The sequence below is a fragment of the Burkholderia pyrrocinia genome (genome assembly GCF_022809715.1).
Lineage (GTDB): Bacteria > Pseudomonadota > Gammaproteobacteria > Burkholderiales > Burkholderiaceae > Burkholderia > Burkholderia pyrrocinia_C.
On record NZ_CP094460.1, the window covers coordinates 1,941,094 to 1,962,030 of the forward strand.

At 69.0% G+C, this 20,937-nt stretch carries 15 protein-coding genes; 5 read left to right on the forward strand and 10 right to left on the reverse strand.

Going from position 1 to position 20,937, the window contains the following annotated elements:
- Positions 1–13: 13 nt before the first annotated feature.
- Together MRS60_RS25615 and MRS60_RS25620 are read right to left on the reverse strand one after the other, a co-directional pair.
- Positions 14–1,045, reverse strand: coding sequence for an ABC transporter ATP-binding protein (locus MRS60_RS25615; protein ID WP_175749602.1), 1,032 nt, complete (start codon positions 1,043–1,045; stop codon positions 14–16).
- A 7-nt stretch (positions 1,046–1,052) separates the two neighbouring features.
- A complete protein-coding gene (locus MRS60_RS25620) occupies positions 1,053–1,904 on the reverse strand; it encodes an ABC transporter permease (RefSeq protein ID WP_034181650.1) in 852 nt (283 codons plus the stop codon).
- A 162-nt stretch (positions 1,905–2,066) separates the two neighbouring features.
- Between MRS60_RS25620 and MRS60_RS25625 the strand changes: the two genes are divergently transcribed.
- Positions 2,067–2,963 (forward strand): LysR family transcriptional regulator, encoded by an 897-nt coding sequence (locus MRS60_RS25625; RefSeq protein ID WP_243565793.1) that lies wholly within the window; start codon positions 2,067–2,069, stop codon positions 2,961–2,963.
- A 226-nt stretch (positions 2,964–3,189) separates the two neighbouring features.
- On the opposite strand, the gene MRS60_RS25630 is transcribed toward MRS60_RS25625, so the two are convergent.
- Positions 3,190–4,866 carry an alkaline phosphatase family protein gene (locus tag MRS60_RS25630; protein ID WP_175749604.1) on the reverse strand — a complete coding sequence of 559 codons (1,677 nt, stop codon included), beginning with the start codon at positions 4,864–4,866 and terminating at the stop codon, positions 3,190–3,192.
- Positions 4,867–5,137: 271 nt separating this feature from the next.
- On the opposite strand from MRS60_RS25630, the gene MRS60_RS25635 reads away from it, so the two are divergent.
- Positions 5,138–5,359: a hypothetical protein gene (locus tag MRS60_RS25635; RefSeq protein ID WP_034181647.1), complete on the forward strand. Its 222-nt coding sequence runs from the start codon at positions 5,138–5,140 to the stop codon at positions 5,357–5,359.
- A 57-nt stretch (positions 5,360–5,416) separates the two neighbouring features.
- On the opposite strand, the gene MRS60_RS25640 is transcribed toward MRS60_RS25635, so the two are convergent.
- Positions 5,417–9,244, reverse strand: a complete 3,828-nt coding sequence (locus MRS60_RS25640) for a DUF748 domain-containing protein (RefSeq protein WP_243565794.1) — start codon at positions 9,242–9,244, stop codon at positions 5,417–5,419.
- A gap of 151 nt (positions 9,245–9,395) precedes the next feature.
- The gene (locus MRS60_RS25645) at positions 9,396–10,832 is read right to left on the reverse strand and encodes a DUF1254 domain-containing protein (RefSeq protein WP_243565795.1); all 1,437 of its coding nucleotides are present in this window, start codon (positions 10,830–10,832) and stop codon (positions 9,396–9,398) included.
- A 516-nt stretch (positions 10,833–11,348) separates the two neighbouring features.
- On the opposite strand from MRS60_RS25645, the gene MRS60_RS25650 reads away from it, so the two are divergent.
- On the forward strand, positions 11,349–11,672 hold the full coding sequence (locus tag MRS60_RS25650) for a type II toxin-antitoxin system HicB family antitoxin (RefSeq protein WP_131947964.1): 324 nt from the start codon (positions 11,349–11,351) through the stop codon (positions 11,670–11,672).
- Between the two features lie 179 nt (positions 11,673–11,851).
- Positions 11,852–14,680, forward strand: a complete 2,829-nt coding sequence (locus MRS60_RS25655; RefSeq protein ID WP_243565796.1) for a heavy metal translocating P-type ATPase — start codon at positions 11,852–11,854, stop codon at positions 14,678–14,680.
- Between the two features lie 190 nt (positions 14,681–14,870).
- Here MRS60_RS25655 and MRS60_RS25660 read toward each other — a convergent pair whose 3' ends face one another.
- From MRS60_RS25660 to MRS60_RS25675, 4 genes are all read right to left on the reverse strand, one after another.
- Positions 14,871–15,350: a GNAT family N-acetyltransferase gene (locus MRS60_RS25660; RefSeq protein WP_105390546.1), complete on the reverse strand. Its 480-nt coding sequence runs from the start codon at positions 15,348–15,350 to the stop codon at positions 14,871–14,873.
- Positions 15,351–15,485: 135 nt separating this feature from the next.
- On the reverse strand, positions 15,486–15,641 hold the full coding sequence (locus MRS60_RS25665) for a hypothetical protein (RefSeq protein WP_165948122.1): 156 nt from the start codon (positions 15,639–15,641) through the stop codon (positions 15,486–15,488).
- A gap of 175 nt (positions 15,642–15,816) precedes the next feature.
- Positions 15,817–17,244: a flagellar hook-length control protein FliK gene (locus MRS60_RS25670; protein ID WP_243565797.1), complete on the reverse strand. Its 1,428-nt coding sequence runs from the start codon at positions 17,242–17,244 to the stop codon at positions 15,817–15,819.
- A gap of 92 nt (positions 17,245–17,336) precedes the next feature.
- Positions 17,337–18,035, reverse strand: a complete 699-nt coding sequence (locus MRS60_RS25675; RefSeq protein WP_034181641.1) for an MgtC/SapB family protein — start codon at positions 18,033–18,035, stop codon at positions 17,337–17,339.
- Positions 18,036–18,147: 112 nt separating this feature from the next.
- On the opposite strand from MRS60_RS25675, the gene MRS60_RS25680 reads away from it, so the two are divergent.
- On the forward strand, positions 18,148–19,257 hold the full coding sequence (locus MRS60_RS25680) for an AGE family epimerase/isomerase (RefSeq protein WP_243565798.1): 1,110 nt from the start codon (positions 18,148–18,150) through the stop codon (positions 19,255–19,257).
- Here the strand turns inward: MRS60_RS25680 and MRS60_RS25685 are convergent.
- Positions 19,230–20,858 (reverse strand): methyl-accepting chemotaxis protein, encoded by a 1,629-nt coding sequence (locus tag MRS60_RS25685; protein WP_034181639.1) that lies wholly within the window; start codon positions 20,856–20,858, stop codon positions 19,230–19,232. The genes MRS60_RS25680 and MRS60_RS25685 overlap by 28 nt on opposite strands.
- Positions 20,859–20,937: the final 79 nt, after the last annotated feature.

Consider the following 20,937-nt stretch of genomic DNA (forward strand, 5'->3'; position numbering starts at 1 on the left):
GGGTCGCCCGCACTTACGCGGCGGGCAGCACGAGCAGGTGGCGCGGCTCGATCGACACGCAGCGCGCCGGAAGCTCGCGCCCTTCGCCGAGCAGCGCGTCGCTCGCGCCGGCCGGCACGAAGTCGAAGCGCTGCGTCGCGCCGAAATAGCGCACCTCGCCGACCCGGCCGTCGATGCGGTTCGCGACGTGTTCGGGCGGATCGGGCTGCAGGTGTTCCGGCCGGACCAGCACGTCGACCGTGTCGCCCGGCCGGTGCGCGCCCGTATCCGCGCACAGCGTGGCGAACCGCACGTCGACCGCGCCGTGCGCGAGCACGCGGCCGCGCAGCAGCGTCGAATGGCCGACGAAGCGGGCGACCTGCGCGGTCGCCGGACGCTCGTACAGGTCGCGCGGGGTGCCGGCCTGCAACATGCGTCCGCCGTCGACGATCGCCACGCGATCGGCCATGCTGAGCGCCTCGTCCTGGTCGTGCGTGACGAGCAGCGTCGTCGCGCCGCACGCGCGCTGCAGCGCGCGGATCTCGTCGCGCAACTGGTGGCGAATGCCGGCATCAAGCGCCGCGAGCGGCTCGTCGAGCAGCAGCAGCTTCGGTTCGATCACGAGCGCGCGGGCCAGCGCGACGCGCTGCTGCTGGCCGCCGGACAGCAGCGCCGTACTGCGGTCGGCCTGCGCCGCGAGGCCGACGCGTTCGAGCATCTCGAGCGCGCGGCGGCGGCGCAGTGCCGCCGTCATGCCGCGCATCTTCAGGCCATAGCCGACGTTGTCGACGACCGACAGGTTCGGAAACAGCGCGTAGTGCTGGAACACCATCCCGATCTCGCGCTGCCACACCGGCACGCCGGCCATGTCGCGGCCGACGATCGCGATGCGTCCGCGGTAGCCGTCGAGCAGCCCGGCGGCGAGGCGCAGCAGCGTCGATTTGCCGGAGCCGCTGCGGCCCATCACGGCGAGCAGTTCGCCCTGGGCCGCGGACAACGTGACCGCGTCGACGCCGTGACGGGCGCCCGGATACTGAAAGCTGACGTTTTCGAAATCGAGACTCATGACGGTTTCACTTCAGGCGTTGCACGGTGAAGACGGAGGCGAGCGTCGCGAGCACGGCGAGGACGAGCAGCACGACGGTCGCCGCACAGGCCATCCCCGACGCGCCGTAGAACGCCTGCAGCAGCACGATCGGATAGTTGCGATAGCGGAAACCCGCGATCAGGTTCGAGATCTGGAATTCGCCGATCGACAGCGCGGCGACCATCACGAGGCCGGAAAACAGGCTGTGCCGCAGGTTCGGCACCACGATCGTGAAGAACTGGCGCAGCGGCGTCGCGCCGAGCGTCGCCGCACACGCCTCGAGATGGGCGAGCCCCAGGTGGCGCAGGTCGCTCAGTAGCGTCTGCAGCAAGTACGGAAGCGTCAGCACCGCGTGCGCGGCGATCATCAGCGGCAGCGTGCCGAGCCACGGCAGCGCATCGCCGCTGAAGATCGCGATATAGCCGAACCCGAGCGTCAGCGCCGGCACCGCGATCGGCATCAGCATCACGACGCGCGCCGCGAAGCCGCGGCCGGCCAGTGCGCGGTGATGCAGCGCATACGCGAGCGGCAGCGCCAGCACGGCATTGATCGCACAGCAGGCGAGCGCAACGACGAGGCTCACGCCGAATGCGCGGGTAAAGCTGCGGTTCGCGGCCAGATCCGCAAACCAGTGCGACGTGATGCCGGACGGCAGCAGCGTGTTCGTCCACGACTGGCCGACCGAGCCGATCAGCAGCAGCGCGATCGGCAACGCGAGGTACAGCGCGAAGGCCGCGACGAATGCCTGCAGCAGCAGGCGTCCCGCCAACGCGCGCGGCCGTTTGTTACGACGAATCGGAATAGCTTCGGCAAGGGCCGGAGCGGATGGCGGATGCATGGCGAAACTCGCTGGCGGATACGGAACGGGTCACGCAACGCCCGCCGGACAGGGCCGACATGCATTGTCGTGACGGACGCAGTGTGCGGATCCGACATGGCATCGTCATGAAAAAAACGTACAACGCCCGCATCGATCTGTGCGCGCAAGGAATAGTTCGCCGTGAAGCACCTGTTTCCCAACATCGCGGAGCTGCACGCGTTCGCGAGTTCCGTGAAGTACCTGAATTTCTCGTATGCGGCCCGCGAGCTCGGCCTGACGCCGAGCGCGGTCAGCCGGCAGATCGCGAATCTCGAGGCGCTGTTCGGCGTCAAGCTGTTCGTGCGCGAGGGGCGCAATCTCACGCTCACGCGGGCCGGGCAGGTCTATCACGCGCGCGTGATCGGCCCGCTGCGCGAGATCGGCAACGCGTCGATCGAATTGCTGAGCGCGCGCGAGAACAGCGATCTGCTGACGATCGCGAGCGTGCCGACCTTCACGACGAAGTGGCTGGTGCCGCGGCTCGCGCGCTTCCTGGCCGTCGCGCCGGGTGTCACGCTGAGTTTTCGCCGCCATCTGGCCCACGGCGACGTGTTTCCGTTCGGACTCGACGCGGCGATCCGCTATGGCGACGGCGCATGGGAAGGCGTGCGCTGCGATTACCTGGACGGCCGGACGTTCGTGCCGGTCTGTTCCCGTGAATTCGCGGCGCGGCATGCGCTGCGCACGCCGGCCGACGCGGCATCCGCGCCGCGGCTGGTGCACGAGCAGGCGGAGATCGCGTGGTCGATGTGGGCGGAGCGCCATCGCGCGGCCCACATGAACGCGCTGTCAGGGCCGCGCTTCGAACAGTATTCGGTGCTGATCCAGGCCGCGCAGGCCGGGCTCGGGCTCGCGCTCGTGCCGCGCTTCCTGATCGTCGACACGCTCGCAACCGGCGCGCTCGTCGAACCGTTCGACGCCCCCGTCGACGTCGACGCGCAAGGGCACTACCTGTGCTACGCGCCGGAGCGCCTGGAGACGAGCGCTGCGTTGCGGCGCTTCAGGGAATGGATGCTCGACGAATGCGCGAACGAATGAGCCCGGGCGGCGTAGCCGGACAGGCTCGGGCGGCATGGGACCGGGCAAGCCCGCGCGGCATGGCCGGACAGGCTCGGACGGCATGGGACCGGGCAAGCCCGGGCGGCATGGCCGGACAGGCTCAGGCGGCTGGAGCCGGGCAAGCCCAGGCGGCAGTCCCGGCAGTCCCGGCAGGCTCGGGCGGCACGGCGGCGCCGGAAGCGCAGCGCCACGCCGCCCGTCACGCTCAACGCCCGATACCGAGCCCCGGCAGCACGCGCGTGTTCTCGGCCACGACCGCATGCAGCAGGCGCGGATCGGCGCCGAGCAGCTCGAGGATCGTCGGCGCGACCTGCTTCGTGCCGACCAGATCGTTCACGGTGCGCGCGCGATGGATGCCCGGGTACGACACGAGCAGGCCGAGGTGGCTGTCGTCCGGCGCGTTGCCGCCGTGCTCCTCGTCCTTCTTCGTGCTCGACGTATAGATCACGCCCGGATTCGGCTGGACGATGATGTCCGGCGTACGGCCGTTGGCCGGATCACCGAAGCGGTCGGCGAGCGCCGCGCCGTACAGGATGTAGGCCTGCGAGCCGTCCGCGCAGATCCCCGGCGCGTTGCAGCCGAGGTTCGCCTTCAGCGTCTGCACGACGGCCGTGCGCTGGCTGCGGTCGCGCAGCCAGATCAGGCCGACGTCGTCGGTCTGCACGAAGCCCGTGCCGACCAGGCCCGACCCGTCGTTCAGGTTGCCCGTCGACGTGTTGTTCTGGCCGAAGTTGCCGTTCGGGTCGAGGTAGTTGTTCGCTTCGAGCAGCTTCGTCAGCGTGTCGCCGTTCTTCACGAGCTTCGTGCGGTCGGTCGGCGACTGGCCGTGCTTCGCCGTGACGATCACGGCCGTCGACGTGTACAGGTTGGCCTGCTTCAGCGCCGCGACGACATGGCCGATCGAGTTGTCGACATACGTGATCGCATTCGCGACCTGACCGTTCGGCGTGAAATCCGCATCGAGATACCCGCCGCCCTTCGCGACCGGCGACTTCTGCGCGACGCTCAGCGTCTGGAAGTTGGCGCCGAACAGCGTCGGCACCGGCGCGCTCTTGGTGCCCGTCGAATCGCGGCCTTCGATCTGGTTGATCAGCGCCTGCACGTGCAGGTTGTCGAAGCGCGCGGTGTGCGAGTAGACGTCCGTGTACGCGGTGTTCGTCGCCGGGTCGATCGAGTTGATCTCGGTGCGCATCAGATCGTCGACGCCGGTGCCTGACGGGCCGTTCAGCCAGTCGTAGCCCCACGCGTGCTTGTCGGCCCACGCGGTGTGCGCATTCGGCACGCCGGCCTTCACGGCCTCGAACACCGTGTTGGTCTTCAGGTAGTTGTGCGGATAGACCGGCACGCACTGGCCGCCCACGCGCGCATGCGGGATCGCCTGCGGGTTGAACGCGCCGCCGCCGTCGAGGTGCACGAGCTTGCCGCCGTTGATCGCGTCGATGCCGGTCGTTTCGTCGAACACGACGTTCCAGCCCTGCTTGCCCGAGCACGTCGTGTCGCTCGGCGCATACAGGTTGCGGTCGTACGACACGTCGTAGAACAGGCCGGCCGTCTTCGGCGAGCCGCCCGTCACGAGCGCCGCGAGGCCCGGGAACGAATCAGACAGGCCGGGCGTGTACGCATTCGTGTACGTCACGCCGCTCTTGGCGAGCACCGCGATGTTCGGACACGTGTTCGCGCCGATACAGCGCGCGAGATCCTGCTCGTGCAGGCCGTCGACGCTGATCAGCAGCACGTGCTTCACGACGCGGCGCGCGTGGCCGTCGTTCCCGCCCTGACTGTCGCCGTCCTGCTGCGCCGCGTACGCGCCCATGCTTGCGAGCGCCAGCGCGCCCGCCACCATCGCGGCCATCTTCCGCTGCTTACCGAAGAACGAAATCATCACCCCACCTCGTCGATTGATGTTGAACTGCGTGACTTGCCATCAGGCGCGCAAAATATCGCCGGATCGTGCGGCGGTCGGATGAAGCGGGGCTTTCTGTTCTCTGTCAAACGTAACCAAACGCAAGTGACATGAAGCGGTCGCAATGCGGTTGCGCGTCGCGCAACGCAGGTCCGCTCCGTGCGCCGGCGTGCGCGGCCGGATTTTTTTTCGGCTTGGCCCGCGACTATTGGCGTGTGATAAAGGGTTTTCCCTGACCCGGAGCACGACTATGTCGACCCTGGAAGCTCTCCGGTTCGTGCTGGACGATGCACGCACCCCCGAAATCATTCGCCATCACGTCGTCGACGCGCTGCAGTACGCGCTGCGCAACTACGGACAGGTATTTACCGCGAAGGAAGTCGAATGGCTGACGCAGTGGGACGACGCGCGTCTGCCGCTGGCCGCGAGGAAGGAACTGGACAAGCGCGAACCGGCGATCGTCGCGCGCTGAAAAAAAGCCGCCGCGCCCGGCTGGTGCGGACGCGGCGGCAGCGGATGAAGCGACGGCTTACTGGAGCCCGAAGTCGACGCGGGTCGTCGCGCCCTTGTCCTCGATGCCCTTCGCATCGAGCTTCGGTGCGACGACGAACACGCGGCTCGAATCGATCTTTCCTTCGAGGTACTGGCGCACGGCCTGCGCGCGCTGCTGCGCGAGCGCACGCAGCGCGTTGTCGTCGGCCGGTGCGTGATCGGCCAGCGCCTGCTTCATGTCCGCATCGGGCAGCGTCTTCTGCAGGCCGACCAGGTTGCGCGGCTTCTTGAAGTCGGCGGCCTTGTACGCACGCGTCAGGTATTTGGAATATTCGGCCGGCTCGACCTTCACCGACATCGGATCGATGCTCTCGCCCTGGCCGACCACGTCCTTCAGCTTCTGCTGGCGCACCAGCCGGTCGACATACGCGTCGCGCAGCCCCGGCGTGTCCTTCGCCGGATCGACGCGGCCGATCAGGTCGAGACGGATCGACGGCTTCTCGGTCAGCATCTTCACGACGGTGTCGAGCTTCTGCTGCTGCGCATCGGTCAGCGCGTACGTGCCCGGCGCGAACTCGACGTAGCCGAGATCCTCGCCGCTGCCGCCGAACGCATTCGCGAGCAGCGTGAACGGCGACGTGACGGCCTTCGCGATCAGGTTCAGCACCGCGTGCCAGATCAGCCCGCCGATGCTGAACTCCGGATTCGACAGCGAACCCGACACCGGCAGGTTCACGTCGATCTGGCCGCGCGTGTTCTTCAGCAGCGAGATCGCGAGCTTCACCGGCAGCTTCGTCGCCGTGTCGTTTTCGACGTGGTCGCCGAACGTGAGCTGGTCGATGAAGATGTGGTTGTTCGCCGTCAACTGGTCGTTCGCGAGCTGGTAGTGCAGGTCGACGTTGAGCTTGCCCTTCGTGATCGGATAGCCGGCGTACTTCGCCGAATACGGCGTCAGGTTGGTCAGCTCGATGTCGTGCGCGGTCGCCGTGAGGTCGAGCGCGGGTTTCTCGATCAGCGGGTTCACCGAGCCCTTGATCGAGATCGGTCCGTTGCCCGCCAGGTTCGCGGCGACATCGACCGGCGCGGACGTCGTCGAATCCGTGCCGAACGCGCCGACCGTGCCCTTGATCGCGATCAGGTTCGCCGTGTAGTTCGGCTTGATGAAGTTGTCGGTGTACGTGACGCGGCCGTTCTGCAGCAACAGTTCGCCGAAATGCATCCGCACCGGGTGCTGCGGCGGCTGTGCGGCCTTCACGACCGCCGGCGCGGACGCGGCCGATGCAGCCGAGGCTGCCTGCGCGACGGCCGGCGCCGACGCGGCCTGCGGCGACAGCGGCACCGGCTCGCCCTTGCTTGCGTCGCGCGTCAGCGACTGCGCGGGGCCCGACTCCTTCGCGACGACGTCCTTCAGGTTCAGGCGCCCCTGCGCATCGAGCAGCACGCGGCCGTAGAAGTTCGAGAACGTCACGCGCGCGGCGTCGACGTCGGTGCCCTTCTCATCGTAGTTCGCCTTCAGGTTCGACAGCGCGAGCGAGCGCCAGCCCGCGAACGGGTCGGACGTCGCCTTGTCGAGCATCCGCACGTCGACGAGCGCGACGTCGCCGCGATAGGTGGCGCGCGGCGTGTCCTTCACCTGCGCGAACGTCAGGTTGCCCTTCGCGTTGAGCAGCGCGCTCGCAATCGTCGCGTTCAGCACGCTGCCGAAATACGGCTCGAACGCAGCCGCGTCGAGGCGGTTGCCGTCGATCTTCAGGCCGAGCTTCAGCGGCTGCGCGGTCACGTCGCCCGCGACGTTCAGCGAGCCCTTGCGGTTCAGCGTCGCCTTCAATTGCACCGGCAGCGGCTTGGTCAGGTCGTCGCTCAACTTCTGCACCGACAGTTCCAGCGGCTTGATCGCCAGCTTCACCGGGCGCGGCGTCGACAGGTCGGTGAAGTTCGCGGACGAATCCTTCACGTTCAGCGCGTCGATCCGGTAGTGCCACGACGGCGCGGCGGCCTCGGCCTTGCGCGCGACCGTGCGCTTCGGCACCGATGCCTGCGCGGGTTCGGCCAGCGCCGCGAGATCGATCTTGCCGTCCTTCAGGCGCTGCACGTCGAGCGCGAGCCCGCTCGCGTCGACGCTCGCGATCTCCGCGGTGCGCGCGGCGACGTCGACCTTCGTGATCTTCGCGCTCGCGTCGGGCAGCACGATCGCCGGCGCCTTCGCGTCGGGCGTCGCGACCTTCAGCGATTTCAGGCTCACCGTGCTGTCGGCGACCTGCGCGGCGAGCGGCGTCTTGCCCCAGTCGGCCTGTGCGTTGACGGTCGCGCCGAGCGTGCCGTCGAGCACGCGCGCGCGCGTCGCCTCGCCGAGGTACGGCTGCAGCGCCGGTAGCGCGAGCGCGGCGACCGTCAGCTTCGTGCCGGCCTGCTGCGCCGCGAGATTGAAGGCGCCTTCGGCCGTCACGTCGCCGCCGCGCGACAGCGACGTCGACAACGTGTACTTCGCGGGCGTCTTGCCCTGCAGCGAGAAACCGTCGAGCGTCGCGGCGAGCTTCGTCAGCGACAGCGCGGTCGGCGTCGCCGGCACGCGGTCGTCGACGTTGACCGTGCCGCCGTCGATCGCGAAATGACGGATCGTCAGGTCGAGCGGCGGCGGCTCCTTCGCGGCAGCGGCGGCGGCGGTTTCGGCCTTCGCGCCGCTGGCTGCTGCTGCGGCGGTTTCGGCCTTCGCACTGCTGGCTGCCGCGGCGGCGATTCCGGAAGCGGCTGCGGCCCCCGACGCCGCCGGCTTGCCGGCTTCGGCCTTCGGTGCGGCGCCCGGTTGCGCGGCGAGCTTCTCGACGTTCAGCACGCCCTGCTTGTCGCGCGACAGGTCGACCACCGGCTGGTCGATCCGGATCTCGTCGAAGTGCATCGCATTGCGCAGCGGCTCGAGGCTGGCCGCCGCGACGTGCACGCCGCGCGCGGCGAACAGCGGTGCGGACGCGTGGTCCGTCACCTTTGCGTCGTTCAGGTCGACGGTGCCCGATACACGCAGCGCGGGCTTCTCGCCGCTCATCACGAAATTGACCGTGAGGTTGCTGCTCAGCAGGCCGCTCGTCACGGCCACCGGCAGCTTCGCCGGCACGTACGAGATCAGCTTCGGCACGTCGAGACGGTCGAACTTCAGCGCGATCTCCGACTCGCGCGACTGCGCGAACGGCTTGGTCCTCCCGTCGATCGCGATCGGGCTGCCGTCGAAACGCATGCGCAGCTTCGGCTCGACGAAGATATCGGTCTTCGACGCCAGCGTCGCGATATACGGAATGCCGAGCATCCAGTTGTCGACGACGTGCTTTTCGTTCAGCAGGCGATCGTCGAAATCGATCCGGCCGTCGTTCACCTGGATGTTCGACACCGAGAACTGCGTCGGCTTGCTTTCAGGTTTGGACGGCGTCGAGAACTTCTCGATCAGGTCGGTGAAATTGAAGCGCTGCGCGTCGTAGCGGACGATGTGAAAGCGCGGCGAATCGACGCGGATTTCGTTGACGATCGGCGCGCCGCGGAACAGCGACGACCACGACGGCCTCACGACGAGCTTGCCGATGTCGATGAAGTCGCCCTGGCCGCCGCGCTCGCCGAGGCGGATGCCGTCGGCTTCGAGATTCAGCGTGTACGGGTTCAGCGCGATGCGCTGGATCGTGGCCGGCCGGTCGAGCTGCTTGCTCAGTTGCTGTTCGGCGACATGGCGAATCAGCGGCGGTGCCGCGAAGAACCCCAGCAGTCCGAATAAAACGAGGAAGATCAGTACGCCGATGCCGATACGTCGGGTCCGGCGCGAGCGTGCAACGCCGCCGAGGGCATGGAGGGTCGAGGATACGGTTTCTTTGTCTGCGCTTGCCATGCTTGAATATCTCGGGAATGGATGCCGGGCCGCACCGGAAAACCGGGCGGCCGCGCACGCTATCCCGAAAGTATAGGCTCAGGAGGTAACGGTACGGAGGTCGGGCGCCGCCGCCGCGCCCGCGGGTCGGGCAACGGCGCCGGTCATCCGTTCATTTCCGGACGACGACGGGCGGCATCCACGAGCCGTCGCTCGCCTGCGCCTTCGGCGCGTACAGGCGCAACGCGAGCGCGAAATCGGTGCGCGGCGCCGGCAGCCAGTTGCCCGCATCCGCACCGCCCGGCGACGCCGACACGACGATGTCGATCGAGCCGTCGTGGTTACGGCGCAGCCGGTCGCGATCGCCGAGCGAGCGGCGCGCCGCGCCGAGGTCGGGCAGCGCGCCGTTCGTCGTGTAGGGCGTGAGCGTCCAGAACGCGCGCGCCGGCGGCAGCGCGCCCGGCGCGAAATGCAGCACGTAGCGGTTCGCGCCGTTCAGCGCATGGCCGTCGCTGTCCACGCGGACGACCGCGAGCGTTTCGTCGTCGCGCGTCGCGGCGCCGAACTGCGTGTAGGCCGCGTACGCGCGCAGCGCGTAATCCTGGCCGTACTTGCCGGCCGTGTCGCCGATCCAGCTCCAGCCGTTCGCGTTCAGCAGGTTCGACGGCGGCGTCGCGAGCCGCGCGCGCGCCTCGGCGACACCCGCCGTCGCGGCCGCGAGGCGGTCGCCCGTCCACAGCACCGGGTAGCCGGCCGACACGCCGATGTCGCCGAGCAATTCCTGCGCGTGCGCGTCGTCGGCCGGCGGCGGGTTGTCCTGCAGCGCCTGCGCGAAGCGCGCGAAGAACGCCTTCGGGTCGAGCGCGGCCACCTGCTCGGCCGGCGTGCCGCCGCCCACCGCCTCGGACGGCGCGCTGCCCGCATGGACCGCGACCGACGCGCCGCGCGCGGCGCCCGTGTAAACGGACAGCGGCACCACGCGGATCGCACGCTGCAGCTTCTTCACGTTCGTGAGATCGCGCCCGCCGCTCGTCTGCAGCCGCACTTCGAGCCACGCATTGCCCGACGGCACGTCGACGCGCTGCACGCCCTTCGGCAGCGTGCCCTGCCAGTCCTTCGCGGCAAAGGCAATCGTTTGCGATCGCGCGCCGCCGCGGGCACCGCGTGCCGGCACGCTCGACGACGACCACAGCACGTTCGTCCACATGTCGAGCGCGCGCGCGTCCCGGTAGCGGCCGCGCGTGTCGGGCAGCGTGACGAGCACGGGTTCGGCGGCGACGTCGAGCCAGCCGGTCGAGTCGAGCGTGTCGACGCCCGGCAGCGGCGGATTGACCGCGCCGACCGGCGGCAGCGCCTGCGCGTGGCGCAGCGTGTTGAGCGGCGCCTGCCCCGGTTGCGCGCCGTCGCCGCCCGTCGCCGCTTCCTTCGCGACGTCCATCAGCACGAGCGGATACGCATAGATATAGGAGTCGGCGACTTCCGCACGCATCCAGCCGGTTTTCCGCTGGATCGCATCGGGTTGCGATGCGCATCCCGCAAGCAACGCCGCCATGGCCAGCGACGCGCACGCGCGCCGCAGAGAAACTGATTCTCGTTGGTTTTCAATCATCGATTACTGGCCGAATATCGTTCTTTTCAGTCGACGCCTTGTTCGACTCGCGAACGGCGAAAACAAGGCACGTCAGCTTGCCCGCATGACCGTCTCGCTACGGTGGGCGCTGGTATCAGGCCGGTATCATAGCGCCTAAGGACATCCCCCAATATGCCGAATAGAGGACGGAACGGTAATCGCACTGTCGACGAATTCGAAACATTTCGCGCAATTCGCCAAAAAAATGGATTATCGAAGCGACGCCGACACGTGCTGGAACGATCCCGAGGCAGAGAGGCCCGCGGTTCGGATTGACGGATGGTGTCATTATTGACACCATCCGTTACGGCAAGCGAATGGAAGATCCTCGAGCAAATGAGGCGCGAGCCCGCCAATCCGGTTCAAGCCATGCCACCTCAAGACACCGTGGCAAGGCGATCCACGACTGAATATCCAGAATGATCGCGGGAAAGCAAAGGCGTATCGGGTGCGGCAGGTTCTCGACGCGATCGATCGACTGAAGGAACAGAAATCATGACCCAAGACCACTTTACGTACCGCGTAACGTGGTCCCCGGAGGACGGGGAGCATGTCGGCCTCTGCGCGGAGTTCCCGTCTCTTTCATGGCTCGACGAAACGCCGGAAGGCGCGCTGGCCGGCATTCGCCGGCTCGTCGCCAATGTCGTGCGCGACATGGCCGCGAACGGAGAGAAGGTGCCCGAGCCGATCGCCGATCGAACCTACAGCGGTGAATTCAAAGTTCGCATCCCTCCGCAGGCGCACCGCGCGCTGGTGATCCAGGCCGCCGAACAAGGCGTCAGCCTGAATCGTCTCGCTAGCGCCAAGCTCTGCGCCTGATCGCGCAATCGAGCGCAAATGCATGACCGCCCGGCTGCCCGTCTGGAAGCCGGGCGTTGGCTTTTCCGGGCCGTAACAACCGGTGCGCATCGAAAGCGTCGCCCCCTTGACCTTCCCATCATGGGAATGTTGATACTGGGATCATTCGCGGCACGAACCGCGCTTTTGGGGAATCCAACATGACTGAACCACTTGCCTCCGCAGCGCTGCAAACCATCGAACTGAGCGTCGACGGCATGCATTGCGGCGGCTGCACGGGCCGCGTGCAGCGCGCGCTGGCCGCCGTGCCGGGCGTCGTCGATGCGGCGGTCGATCTCGACGCGCATACGGCGACGGTGACCGCGCAGGAATCGGTCGAACCCGGCCGGCTCGTCGACGCGGTCGGTGAAGCCGGCTACCGCGCGGCCGTGCGTGAAGCGGCGGTCGAAGCCGTCGCGACCGCGCCTGCGGCGCATGGGCTGCGCGCCGAAACGCCGCCCGTTTCGGCGGCAGCGCTTCCTGCGGCTGCGGCCGCGATCGAACTCGAAATCGACGGGATGACCTGCGCGTCGTGCGTGTCGCGCGTCGAAAAGGCACTGGCGAAGGTGCCGGGTGTCACGCGGGCGTCGGTCAACCTGGCGACCGAACACGCCACGGTCGATGCCGCGGCCGACGTTTCCGCCGCGCGGCTCGTCGAAGCCGTAAAACAGGCCGGCTATGGCGCGACGCCGGCCGCCGGCGCCGCCGCCATCGCCGTCCGGCCGGCAGAATCCGCCGCCTCCACCGATCTCGAACTCGACATCGGCGGCATGACCTGCGCATCCTGCGCCGGCCGCGTCGAAAAGGCGCTGGCCGCCGTGCCGGGCGTCGCGCGCGCATCGGTCAACCTTGCAACCGAGCGCGCGTCGGTGCACGGCGCCGGCGCACTCGACGCCGCCACGCTGATCGCGGCGGTCACGACGGCCGGCTACCGCGCATCGCTCGCCGCCGCGCCGTCGGCCGATGCAACGCCCGGCGCAGACGCTCAATCGGCCAGCCCCGCGCAGAATCCCGACGCCCGCAAGCGCCGCGAAGCGGTTCGCGAACGCAACCTCGTGATCTGGTCGGCCGTGCTGAGCGCGCCGCTCGTCGCGCCGATGCTCGTCGCGCCGTTCGGCATCGACCTGATGCTGCCCGGCTGGCTCCAGCTCGTGCTCGCGTCGATCGTGCAGTTCGGCTTCGGCGCGCGCTTCTACCGCGCGGCCTGGCATGCGGTGAAGGCGCGCGCCGGCAACATGGACCTGCTCGTCGCGCTCGGCACGTCGGCCGCGTACGGGCTGAGCCTGTGGATGCTGCTGCGCGATCCCGCGCATCCCGGCCACCTGTATTTCGAAGCGTCGGCCGTCATCGTCACGCTCGTGCGCTTCGGCAAATGGCTCGAATCGCGCGCGAAGCGCCAGACCACCGAGGCGATCCGCGCACTGAACGCGCTGCGTCCCGACCGTGCGCGCGTCGTCGAGCACGGTGTCGAACGCGACGTGCCGCTGGCGCAGGTGCGCGTCGGCACGAACGTCAGTATCCGCCCCGGCGAACGCGTGCCGGTCGACGGCCGGATCGTGTCGGGCCGCTCGCATATCGACGAATCGCTGATCACCGGCGAAAGCCTGCCCGTGCCGAAGGACGACGGCGACGCCGTCACGGCCGGCTCGATCAACGGCGAAGGCGCGCTCGTCGTCGAAACCACCGCGATCGGCGCGGAGACGACACTCGCGCGCATCATCCGCCTCGTCGAATCCGCGCAGGCCGAGAAGGCGCCGATCCAGCGGCTCGTCGATCGCGTCAGCGAAGTGTTCGTACCGGCAATCCTCGGTATCGCGCTGCTGACGCTGGTCGGCTGGCTGATCGCCGGCGCCGGGACGGAAACCGCGATCCTCAACGCGGTCGCGGTGCTCGTCATCGCGTGCCCGTGCGCGCTCGGCCTCGCGACGCCCGCCGCGATCATGGCCGGCACGGGCGTCGCGGCCCGGCACGGCGTGCTGATCAAGGACGCGCAGGCGCTCGAGCTCGCGCAGCGCGCCACCGTGATCGCGTTCGACAAGACCGGCACGCTGACCGAAGGCAAGCCGTCCGTGACGGCGTTCGAAGCCGTCGGCATGCCGCGCGACGAAGCGCTCGCGCTCGCGGCGGCGGTGCAGCGCCAGAGCGACCATCCGCTCGCTCGCGCCGTGGTCGCCGCGCACGATGCGGACGTGGGCTCGCACGGTGCTGCAGCGCCGTCGGCCGTCGCAGCCGATGCGCGCGCGGTGGCCGGACGCGGCGTGGAAGCGCGTGTCGGCGGGCAGTTGCTCGCGCTCGGCAGCACGCGCTGGCGCGACGAGCTCGGCCTGGCAGTGCCGCCGGCGCTCGACGCTCGCGCGGCCGAGCTCGAACGCACGGGCAACACGATCTCGTGGCTGATGCGCACCGATGCACCGCGCGCACTGCTCGCGCTGATCGCGTTCGGCGACACCGTGAAGCCGGGCGCCCGCGCCGCGATCGCGGCGCTGTCGGCGCGAGGCGTCGCGAGCGTGCTCGTGACGGGCGACAACCGCGGCAGCGCGGCGGCCGTCGCGGCGGCGCTCGGCATCGGCGAAGTACATGCGCAGGTGCTGCCCGACGACAAGGCGCGCGTCGTCGCCGAACTGAAGCGCACGCACGGCGGGATCGTCGCGATGGTCGGCGACGGGATCAACGATGCGCCCGCGCTCGCCGCGGCCGATGTCGGCATCGCGATGGCGACCGGCACGGACGTCGCGATGCACACGGCCGGCATCACGCTGATGCGCGGCGATCCGGCGCTCGTCGCCGACGCGATCGACATCTCCAAACGCACGTACCGGAAGATCCAGCAGAACCTGTTCTGGGCGTTCGTCTACAACCTGGTCGGCGTGCCGCTCGCGGCGCTCGGCTTGCTGAACCCCGTGATCGCGGGCGCGGCGATGGCGTTTTCCAGCGTCAGCGTCGTGACCAACGCACTGCTGCTGCGGAGATGGAAAGGGCGGGCGCGCTGAGGCGTGCTGGTGAACTAGCCGAATGGGCGTTTGGCGTTTGGCGTTTGGCGTTTGGCGTTCGGCGTTCGGCGTTCGGTGTTCGGCGTTCGGCGTTCGGCGAACAGAAAGGATCGGGAGGGTGGTTTGCGTCGGCCGTCAGCGGTGTGTGTGGAATCGGTCGCACGTGACGACGCAGCGCGGGCCAGCGGATTCAGCCCGGGATAACCGGCTTGATCAATGTCGTCGTGATCGGCGCGAAGCCGCACGCACGATACAACGCGCGGGCCGCCGTGTTGTGATTGAACACCGACAGCCCGATCTCGGTGATGCCGTACCGGCGCGCCTCGGCATCGAGCGCATCGAGCGCGCGCGTGGCCCAGCCCTGGCGGCGCCGGGACGGGACGATGTCGAGATCGTAGATGAACAGCGTTCGGTTCGGCCCTTCGGGCACGATCGCGTACCAGAGGTCGCCCACCGCGTCGCCGGTGGCGCCGTCGATGAGCATGACGAGTGTCTGGCCGGATGTCCGCAGGCCGTCCGGCAGCAGCGTGTCGAAACAGGCGCGCGCACGATCGGCCGCGTCTTCGACAGCATTTTGTCCGGATGAAACGAGATCGCGCGCGTAGCCGTCGATGGCTCGCGTGCGGTACGCGTGGAATTCGCCGGCCGTCATCGGCCGCATCTGCAGCATGGCCCGGTCGCCGTGAAGGGAATCAGACTTCCAGTGTAGCGGGACCGTCGCGCCGGCGCGCGATGCGGCGGCGGAAAGCGGGCAGGCAGGTACGGCAGGCGCCGCGCTGAATCAGCGAATCAGCGAATCAGCGAATCAGCGACGATACAGGACGATCGGCACGAGATGCGCACGGCGCACGCGCTCGGCTTCGACATGACGTGCAGCGTACGAGTATTCGGCGTCGAGCGGCAGGTGCGGCGATACGAACAGGTCGTCGATCTTTTGCAGCAGGGCAAGGATGAAGCTCATGTGAGACTCCTGACGGTTGTGTCTAGGGTTTTCCCTTAGATGGACTCCATTCTAAGGGTTTTCCCTGAACTCTGCCAGTACACCGCATCAGTTTGCCGCACGCGCGCCGCCACCGATCGCAGGCGCGGAACGGCGATCCTTGCCCCGTCGGGCTTCCAGGATAGGGTCGGAACGATCAGCGCGTGCGGCGGGCACGCTTCGCGACGGCCGCGTCGCGGTTCGCATTGCGCTGAAGCCGGTCGACCTGCGACAGGAGCGCTTCGTGGTGCTCCTCGAGCGTCAACAACGTCGCCTGCTGCGTCGACAGATCGGCCGCCAGGCGATCGATCCGCTGCTGCTTGGCGGCCGCGTCCTGCTTCAGGTGCGCGATCTGCCGCGTTTGCAGCATCAGCGCGACGAGCCCCGCCAGCACGACGACGGCCAGCGCCAGCAACAGGCGGTTGACGCGGCGCATCTCGCGATCGGCCGCGCGCGTCAAACCGTCCATGTCGGCCTGCAACGCGGCGAGCCGGTCGGTCAGCGGACGCAGGTGCGTGTCAGGATCGAAGGCCGGCGCTGCCGGCTGCGTGCGTTCCGACGACGGCTTCGTCACGAAGGACGCGGCCGAAGCGACAGGCTGCGTGACCGGCAACGGCGAGGCGTGGGTCGGGGCAGCGTCACGGATGTTCGCGGGGGTCGCGGGGGTCGCCGGCTCGACCGGTTGCGCCGGCGTCTGCGGCTCGACTGTCGAAGCGGCGTCCGGCGCCGGGTTCGATCCGGTCGCGTCCGGCGCCTTGTCGACGCTCGTCGCAACCGGCGCGGATTGCACCGGCGTCGCGTCGCTTGCGCCGGCAGCCGCCCGGCGTTTGCCGCCCGACGACGAGCGGCGCTCCTTCACTGCGTCACCGGAAGATCGCCCTTCGCGGGATTTGACGGCCGCGACGCCGGCCGCCGCTTCGACAGCAGCTTTCGCGCCTTCGCCATCAGTCGCTTGCCGATCGGCCGTCTTTGCCGCGGCGACATCTGCCGCTTGTAGCCCGGTTGCCGTCACTGTGGCGCCATCGGCCACAGACAAATCGGCCGCCTTCGTTGCAACGCCATCGGCCGCATGCACATCGGCTGCCTTCGTTGCAACGCCATCGGCCGCAGGCACATCGTCGACCTTCATCGCAACGCCATCAGCCGCAGTCACACCGTCCGCTTTCACAGTAGCGCCACCTTCTGGCGCCGAAACACCGCCGGTCGCCACCGCGACTTCCGGCTTCACCGCGCCGTCAGCTTCCGCATGTCCCGCCGCACTCGCAGCCTCCGGCGCGCTGAACCCGTCCAGCGAGGCCTGCCGCCCGGCGGCCGCATCGTCCGCGACACCGGCCGCCGCTTCGGCTTCCGCAGCCGCTTCGTCGCGCGCCGTGACCGGCACCCGCTCGCCCGGCTCGAGCACCGGATCGCCGAACAGGTCGAGCGTCAGTTCGTCCCGCGGCGCATCGCCGGCCGGCGCGCTGCCGGGCCGCGACGTCGCCCTCGCGGACGTGCTGCCCGCGGCAGCCGCCGAGCGCTGGCGGGAACGGGCCGACGAACGATTGGAACGGGAACGGGAGCGAGGCGTGGAAACGGATTCGGTCATGGAGATCGGATAGCGGGCCCCGCGAGCGCGGAACCGGAAGTCGAACGGAATCGGTGGCCGGCCATTGTCGCACGCCCCGCAACCGATTCAGCCTATTCGTCGCCCGACAACCCGTTCCCTTCCTCGAAACGCGTGACGCCCCGCAACGCGCGCAGCTTGTCGCAGATCGCCCGGTATTCGAGCTCCGACACCCGCGCGAGCGCGATGCGCACCTCGTCGTGCTCGCCCGTGTCGTCGGCGCGCTGCACGATGAACTGCTTCACGCGCGCGCTGTCGGGGCCGAGCGCCGCGTGCAGCGAATCGAACGTCAGCGCGCCGCTCACCACCGTCAGCGCAAGCTGGCGCCGCTGGCGCACCGTGAAATAGCGCCGCTCCAGCGGCTTGATGCCGGCCAGGATGATCAGGATGATGATCGTCGCCGAAATCGACGCGACGTAGAGGCCGCCGCCCACCGCGAGGCCGATCGCGGCGACCGACCACAGGCTCGCGGCCGTCGTCAGCCCGCGCACGATCTCGCCGCGCAGCAGGATCGAGCCCGCGCCGAGGAAGCCGATACCCGACACGACCTGCGCGGCGATCCGCGACGGATCGAGCACGATGTGCTCGCTGCTGCCGAGCACGTCGGCGAAACCGAACGCCGACACGATCATGATCAGCGTCGAGCCGACGCACACGAGCATGTGCGTGCGCAGGCCGGCCGCCCACGACAGGCGCTCGCGCTCGAAGCCGATGACGCTGCCGAGCGCCGCCGCGAGAACGAGCCGCATCACGAGTTCCAGGTTGCTGAGCATCCGATTTATCTCCTTTTTCTGGTGCCGGCCGCGCGGAATGTTTTATCCTTGGCCCCGGCCGCGCCGATCCGGGCCGCGCCGACACGTTTCGAACCAAGCGCTCAACCCCGTCATGTCCGTTTCCGACTCCGCTTCCGCCCAGGCCGCCCAGCTGCGCCACCATTTCGCGCACGTCGTCTTGCCGATCTGGCGGGGTTCAGGGTTCGACCACACGTTGCGGCTGCCGTTCGAGGCCGTCGATCCGGCCACCCACGCGCCGCTGCCCGTCACCCGTTATCGCGCAATGGCCTGCGCGCGGCAACTGTTCGTGTTCGCGCAGGCCGGCGACACGGCACACGCGGCCACGCTGTTCGACGCGCTGTGCAGCCGCTTCCGCGACGCGCGCCACGGCGGCTGGATCTACAGCGTCGACGCACAGGGCGCGCCGCTCGATACCACCAAGGATCTCTATACGCATGCGTTCATCGTGTTCGCGTGCGCCGCATGGCATGCGGCGTCGGGCGACGCCGCCGCGCGCGCGGTGGCCGAAGAAACCGCCGCGCTGATCCAGGACCGCTTCGCGCCGTGCCACGGCGACGCGCTGCTCGATGCGGCGCGCCACGCCGATTTCTCGTCATCCGGCAGCGGCGCGCTGCAGAATCCGCTGATGCACCTGACCGAAGCGTGGCTCGCGGCCGCCGACGCCTTCGGCGACGCGGCGTTCGACGACGCGCTCGCACGCACCGCGCAGGCCGTCGAGCGCACGTTCGTCGACGTGACAACCGGCTGCGTGGCCGAGCTGCCGCTCGGGGCGGCCGACAACCGTTTCGAGCCCGGCCATCAATTCGAGTGGTTCTATCTGGTCGATGCGGCCGGCGCACGGCTCGCGCAGACCGGGCTCCCCGACGCGCTGTCGCGCGCGTTCACGTTCGCGGAGCAATACGGCGTCGATGCGCAGACGGGCGGCGTCTGCGCGGCGCTCGACGCGCAAGGCGCGTGCATCGACGGCACGCAGCGGATCTGGGCGCAGACCGAGTACCTGCGCGCGCTCGCGACGCACGGCGGCACGCCGGCCTCCGCGCCGCTCGCGCAGCAGATCGAGCGCTTCGCCGCGCGCTTCCTGCATCCGCGCGGCTGGTTCGAGTGCAAGACGGCGGACGGGCAGGTGTCGCGCGCCGACATGCCGTCGACGACGCCCTACCATCTCGCGACCGCCTACGCGGCGCTGCCGGCCGGTTCGTAACCCGCGTCGGCAAACGACGGCGCCGCGCGTTCGCCACGTGCGGCGCGTTCGCCGCGCACATCGCCGAGTTCGAACACCGACACCGCCTGCATCAGGTGCGCGGTCTGGTCGTTCAGCGACGCAGCCGCCGCCGCGACTTGCTCCACCAGCGCCGCGTTCTGCTGCGTCAGCTGATCCATCTGCGTGACGGCCTGGTTCACCTGCTCGATCCCGACGCTCTGCTCGACCGACGCGGCCGTGATCTCGGACATCGTCTGCACGACGCGCGTGATCGATGCCGACACCGTCCGCATCGCATCGCCGGCGCGCTCGACGAGTTCCGCGCCGCCGTTGATCTGCGCGACCGAATCCTCGATCAGCACCTTGATCTCCTTCGCCGATTGCGCGCTGCGCTGCGCGAGCGAGCGCACTTCGCCCGCGACGACCGCGAAGCCGCGCCCCTGTTCGCCGGCCCGCGCGGCCTCGACCGCGGCGTTCAGCGCGAGGATGTTGGTCTGGAATGCGATGCCGTCGATCACCGAGATGATCTCCGCGATCCGCCCCGAACTCTGCGCGATGCCGCGCATCCGGTCGATCACGCTGTCGACCACGCCGCCGCCGTGACTCGTCGCTTCGAGCGCCGCGTCGGCCAGCGCGCTGGCCGCGCGTGCGCTGTCGGTGTTCTGCCGGACGGTCGCGGTCAATTCCTCCATGCTCGCGGCCGTTTCCTCGAGCGATGCGGCCTGCGTGCCCGTGCGCGCCGACAGGTCGGCGTTGCCGCCCGCGATCTCGCCCGCGCCGAGGTGGATCGCATCGGACGCGTGGCGCACCGTGCGCACGGTGCCCGCGATGCTCGTCTGCATCGCGGCGAGGCCGCGCAGCATCCGGTCGATCTCGAATACGCCGCCCGCCCGCACGGCTTCGTCCAGCCGGCCCTGCGCGATCCGCTCGAAATGGCGGCCCGCTTCATCCAGCGGCGCGACGACCGCGCGCCGCGCGGCTGCGTAGATCGCCGCGCTCGCCGCGAGCATCGCCACCAGCAGCGCGATGCCGACCGACTTGAACCAGAGTATGCCGCCGTCGATCGTGTCGAGCGCCGTGCGGCTCGATGCGCTGCCGTATTCGGCGAAGCGATGCAGTTCGGCGATGTAGGCATCCTGGATGCCTTGCGTCGGCTGGTCGAGGAAGGCCTGGATGTTGTCGGCGTCGAGGAACTGCACGAGTTCGCCAAGCGCGCCGCGCAGCGCGCGATAGCGCTCCGCGAGCGCCGCGACGCGCGTGCGGTTCGTGTCGTCGACCGGCTGCGCGGCCGTCAGCGCGGCGAACGCCTTGTCCGCGTCGGCAAGCGAAGCGCCGGCATGGCGGATGATGTCCTCCGGCTTCGGGCCGCCGCGCACCATCCGCGTGCCGGCGCGCGACAGGTTGATGCGCGCGTCGAGCAGGTGCTCGGTCGCCTGGTTGGCCGCGTTGACCTGCGCGATCGCGACGTTCGACAGATCGTCGACGCCGCTGCGCGTCGACGCGAGCGCCCGGAAGCCGAGCGCTTCGATCGCGAACAGGAAGAGGCAAAACACGGTCAACACGCCGAGCAGACCCGACGCGAGCTTGATTTTTCCGAACATGGGGAGATTCCTGGAGAGCGGACGATGAGGCAATGCCCCGGCATTAGCGGCATTTCTTCGTCGGACTTTAGGAGCGGGT

Bases quoted from the DNA above. Each gene is read 5' to 3' on its own strand.
- MRS60_RS25615 (WP_175749602.1), bottom strand. From the start codon at position 1,045: ATGAGTCTCGATTTCGAAAACGTCAGCTTTCAGTATCCGGGCGCCCGT.
- MRS60_RS25620 (WP_034181650.1), bottom strand. From the start codon at position 1,904: ATGCATCCGCCATCCGCTCCGGCCCTTGCCGAAGCTATTCCGATTCGT.
- MRS60_RS25630 (WP_175749604.1), bottom strand. From the start codon at position 4,866: ATGATTTCGTTCTTCGGTAAGCAGCGGAAGATGGCCGCGATGGTGGCG.
- MRS60_RS25635 (WP_034181647.1), top strand. From the start codon at position 5,138: ATGTCGACCCTGGAAGCTCTCCGGTTCGTGCTGGACGATGCACGCACC.
- MRS60_RS25640 (WP_243565794.1), bottom strand. From the start codon at position 9,244: ATGGCAAGCGCAGACAAAGAAACCGTATCCTCGACCCTCCATGCCCTC.
- MRS60_RS25645 (WP_243565795.1), bottom strand. From the start codon at position 10,832: ATGATTGAAAACCAACGAGAATCAGTTTCTCTGCGGCGCGCGTGCGCG.
- MRS60_RS25650 (WP_131947964.1), top strand. From the start codon at position 11,349: ATGACCCAAGACCACTTTACGTACCGCGTAACGTGGTCCCCGGAGGAC.
- MRS60_RS25655 (WP_243565796.1), top strand. From the start codon at position 11,852: ATGACTGAACCACTTGCCTCCGCAGCGCTGCAAACCATCGAACTGAGC.
- MRS60_RS25660 (WP_105390546.1), bottom strand. From the start codon at position 15,350: ATGCTGCAGATGCGGCCGATGACGGCCGGCGAATTCCACGCGTACCGC.
- MRS60_RS25665 (WP_165948122.1), bottom strand. From the start codon at position 15,641: ATGAGCTTCATCCTTGCCCTGCTGCAAAAGATCGACGACCTGTTCGTA.
- MRS60_RS25670 (WP_243565797.1), bottom strand. From the start codon at position 17,244: ATGACCGAATCCGTTTCCACGCCTCGCTCCCGTTCCCGTTCCAATCGT.
- MRS60_RS25675 (WP_034181641.1), bottom strand. From the start codon at position 18,035: ATGCTCAGCAACCTGGAACTCGTGATGCGGCTCGTTCTCGCGGCGGCG.
- MRS60_RS25680 (WP_243565798.1), top strand. From the start codon at position 18,148: ATGTCCGTTTCCGACTCCGCTTCCGCCCAGGCCGCCCAGCTGCGCCAC.
- MRS60_RS25685 (WP_034181639.1), bottom strand. From the start codon at position 20,858: ATGTTCGGAAAAATCAAGCTCGCGTCGGGTCTGCTCGGCGTGTTGACC.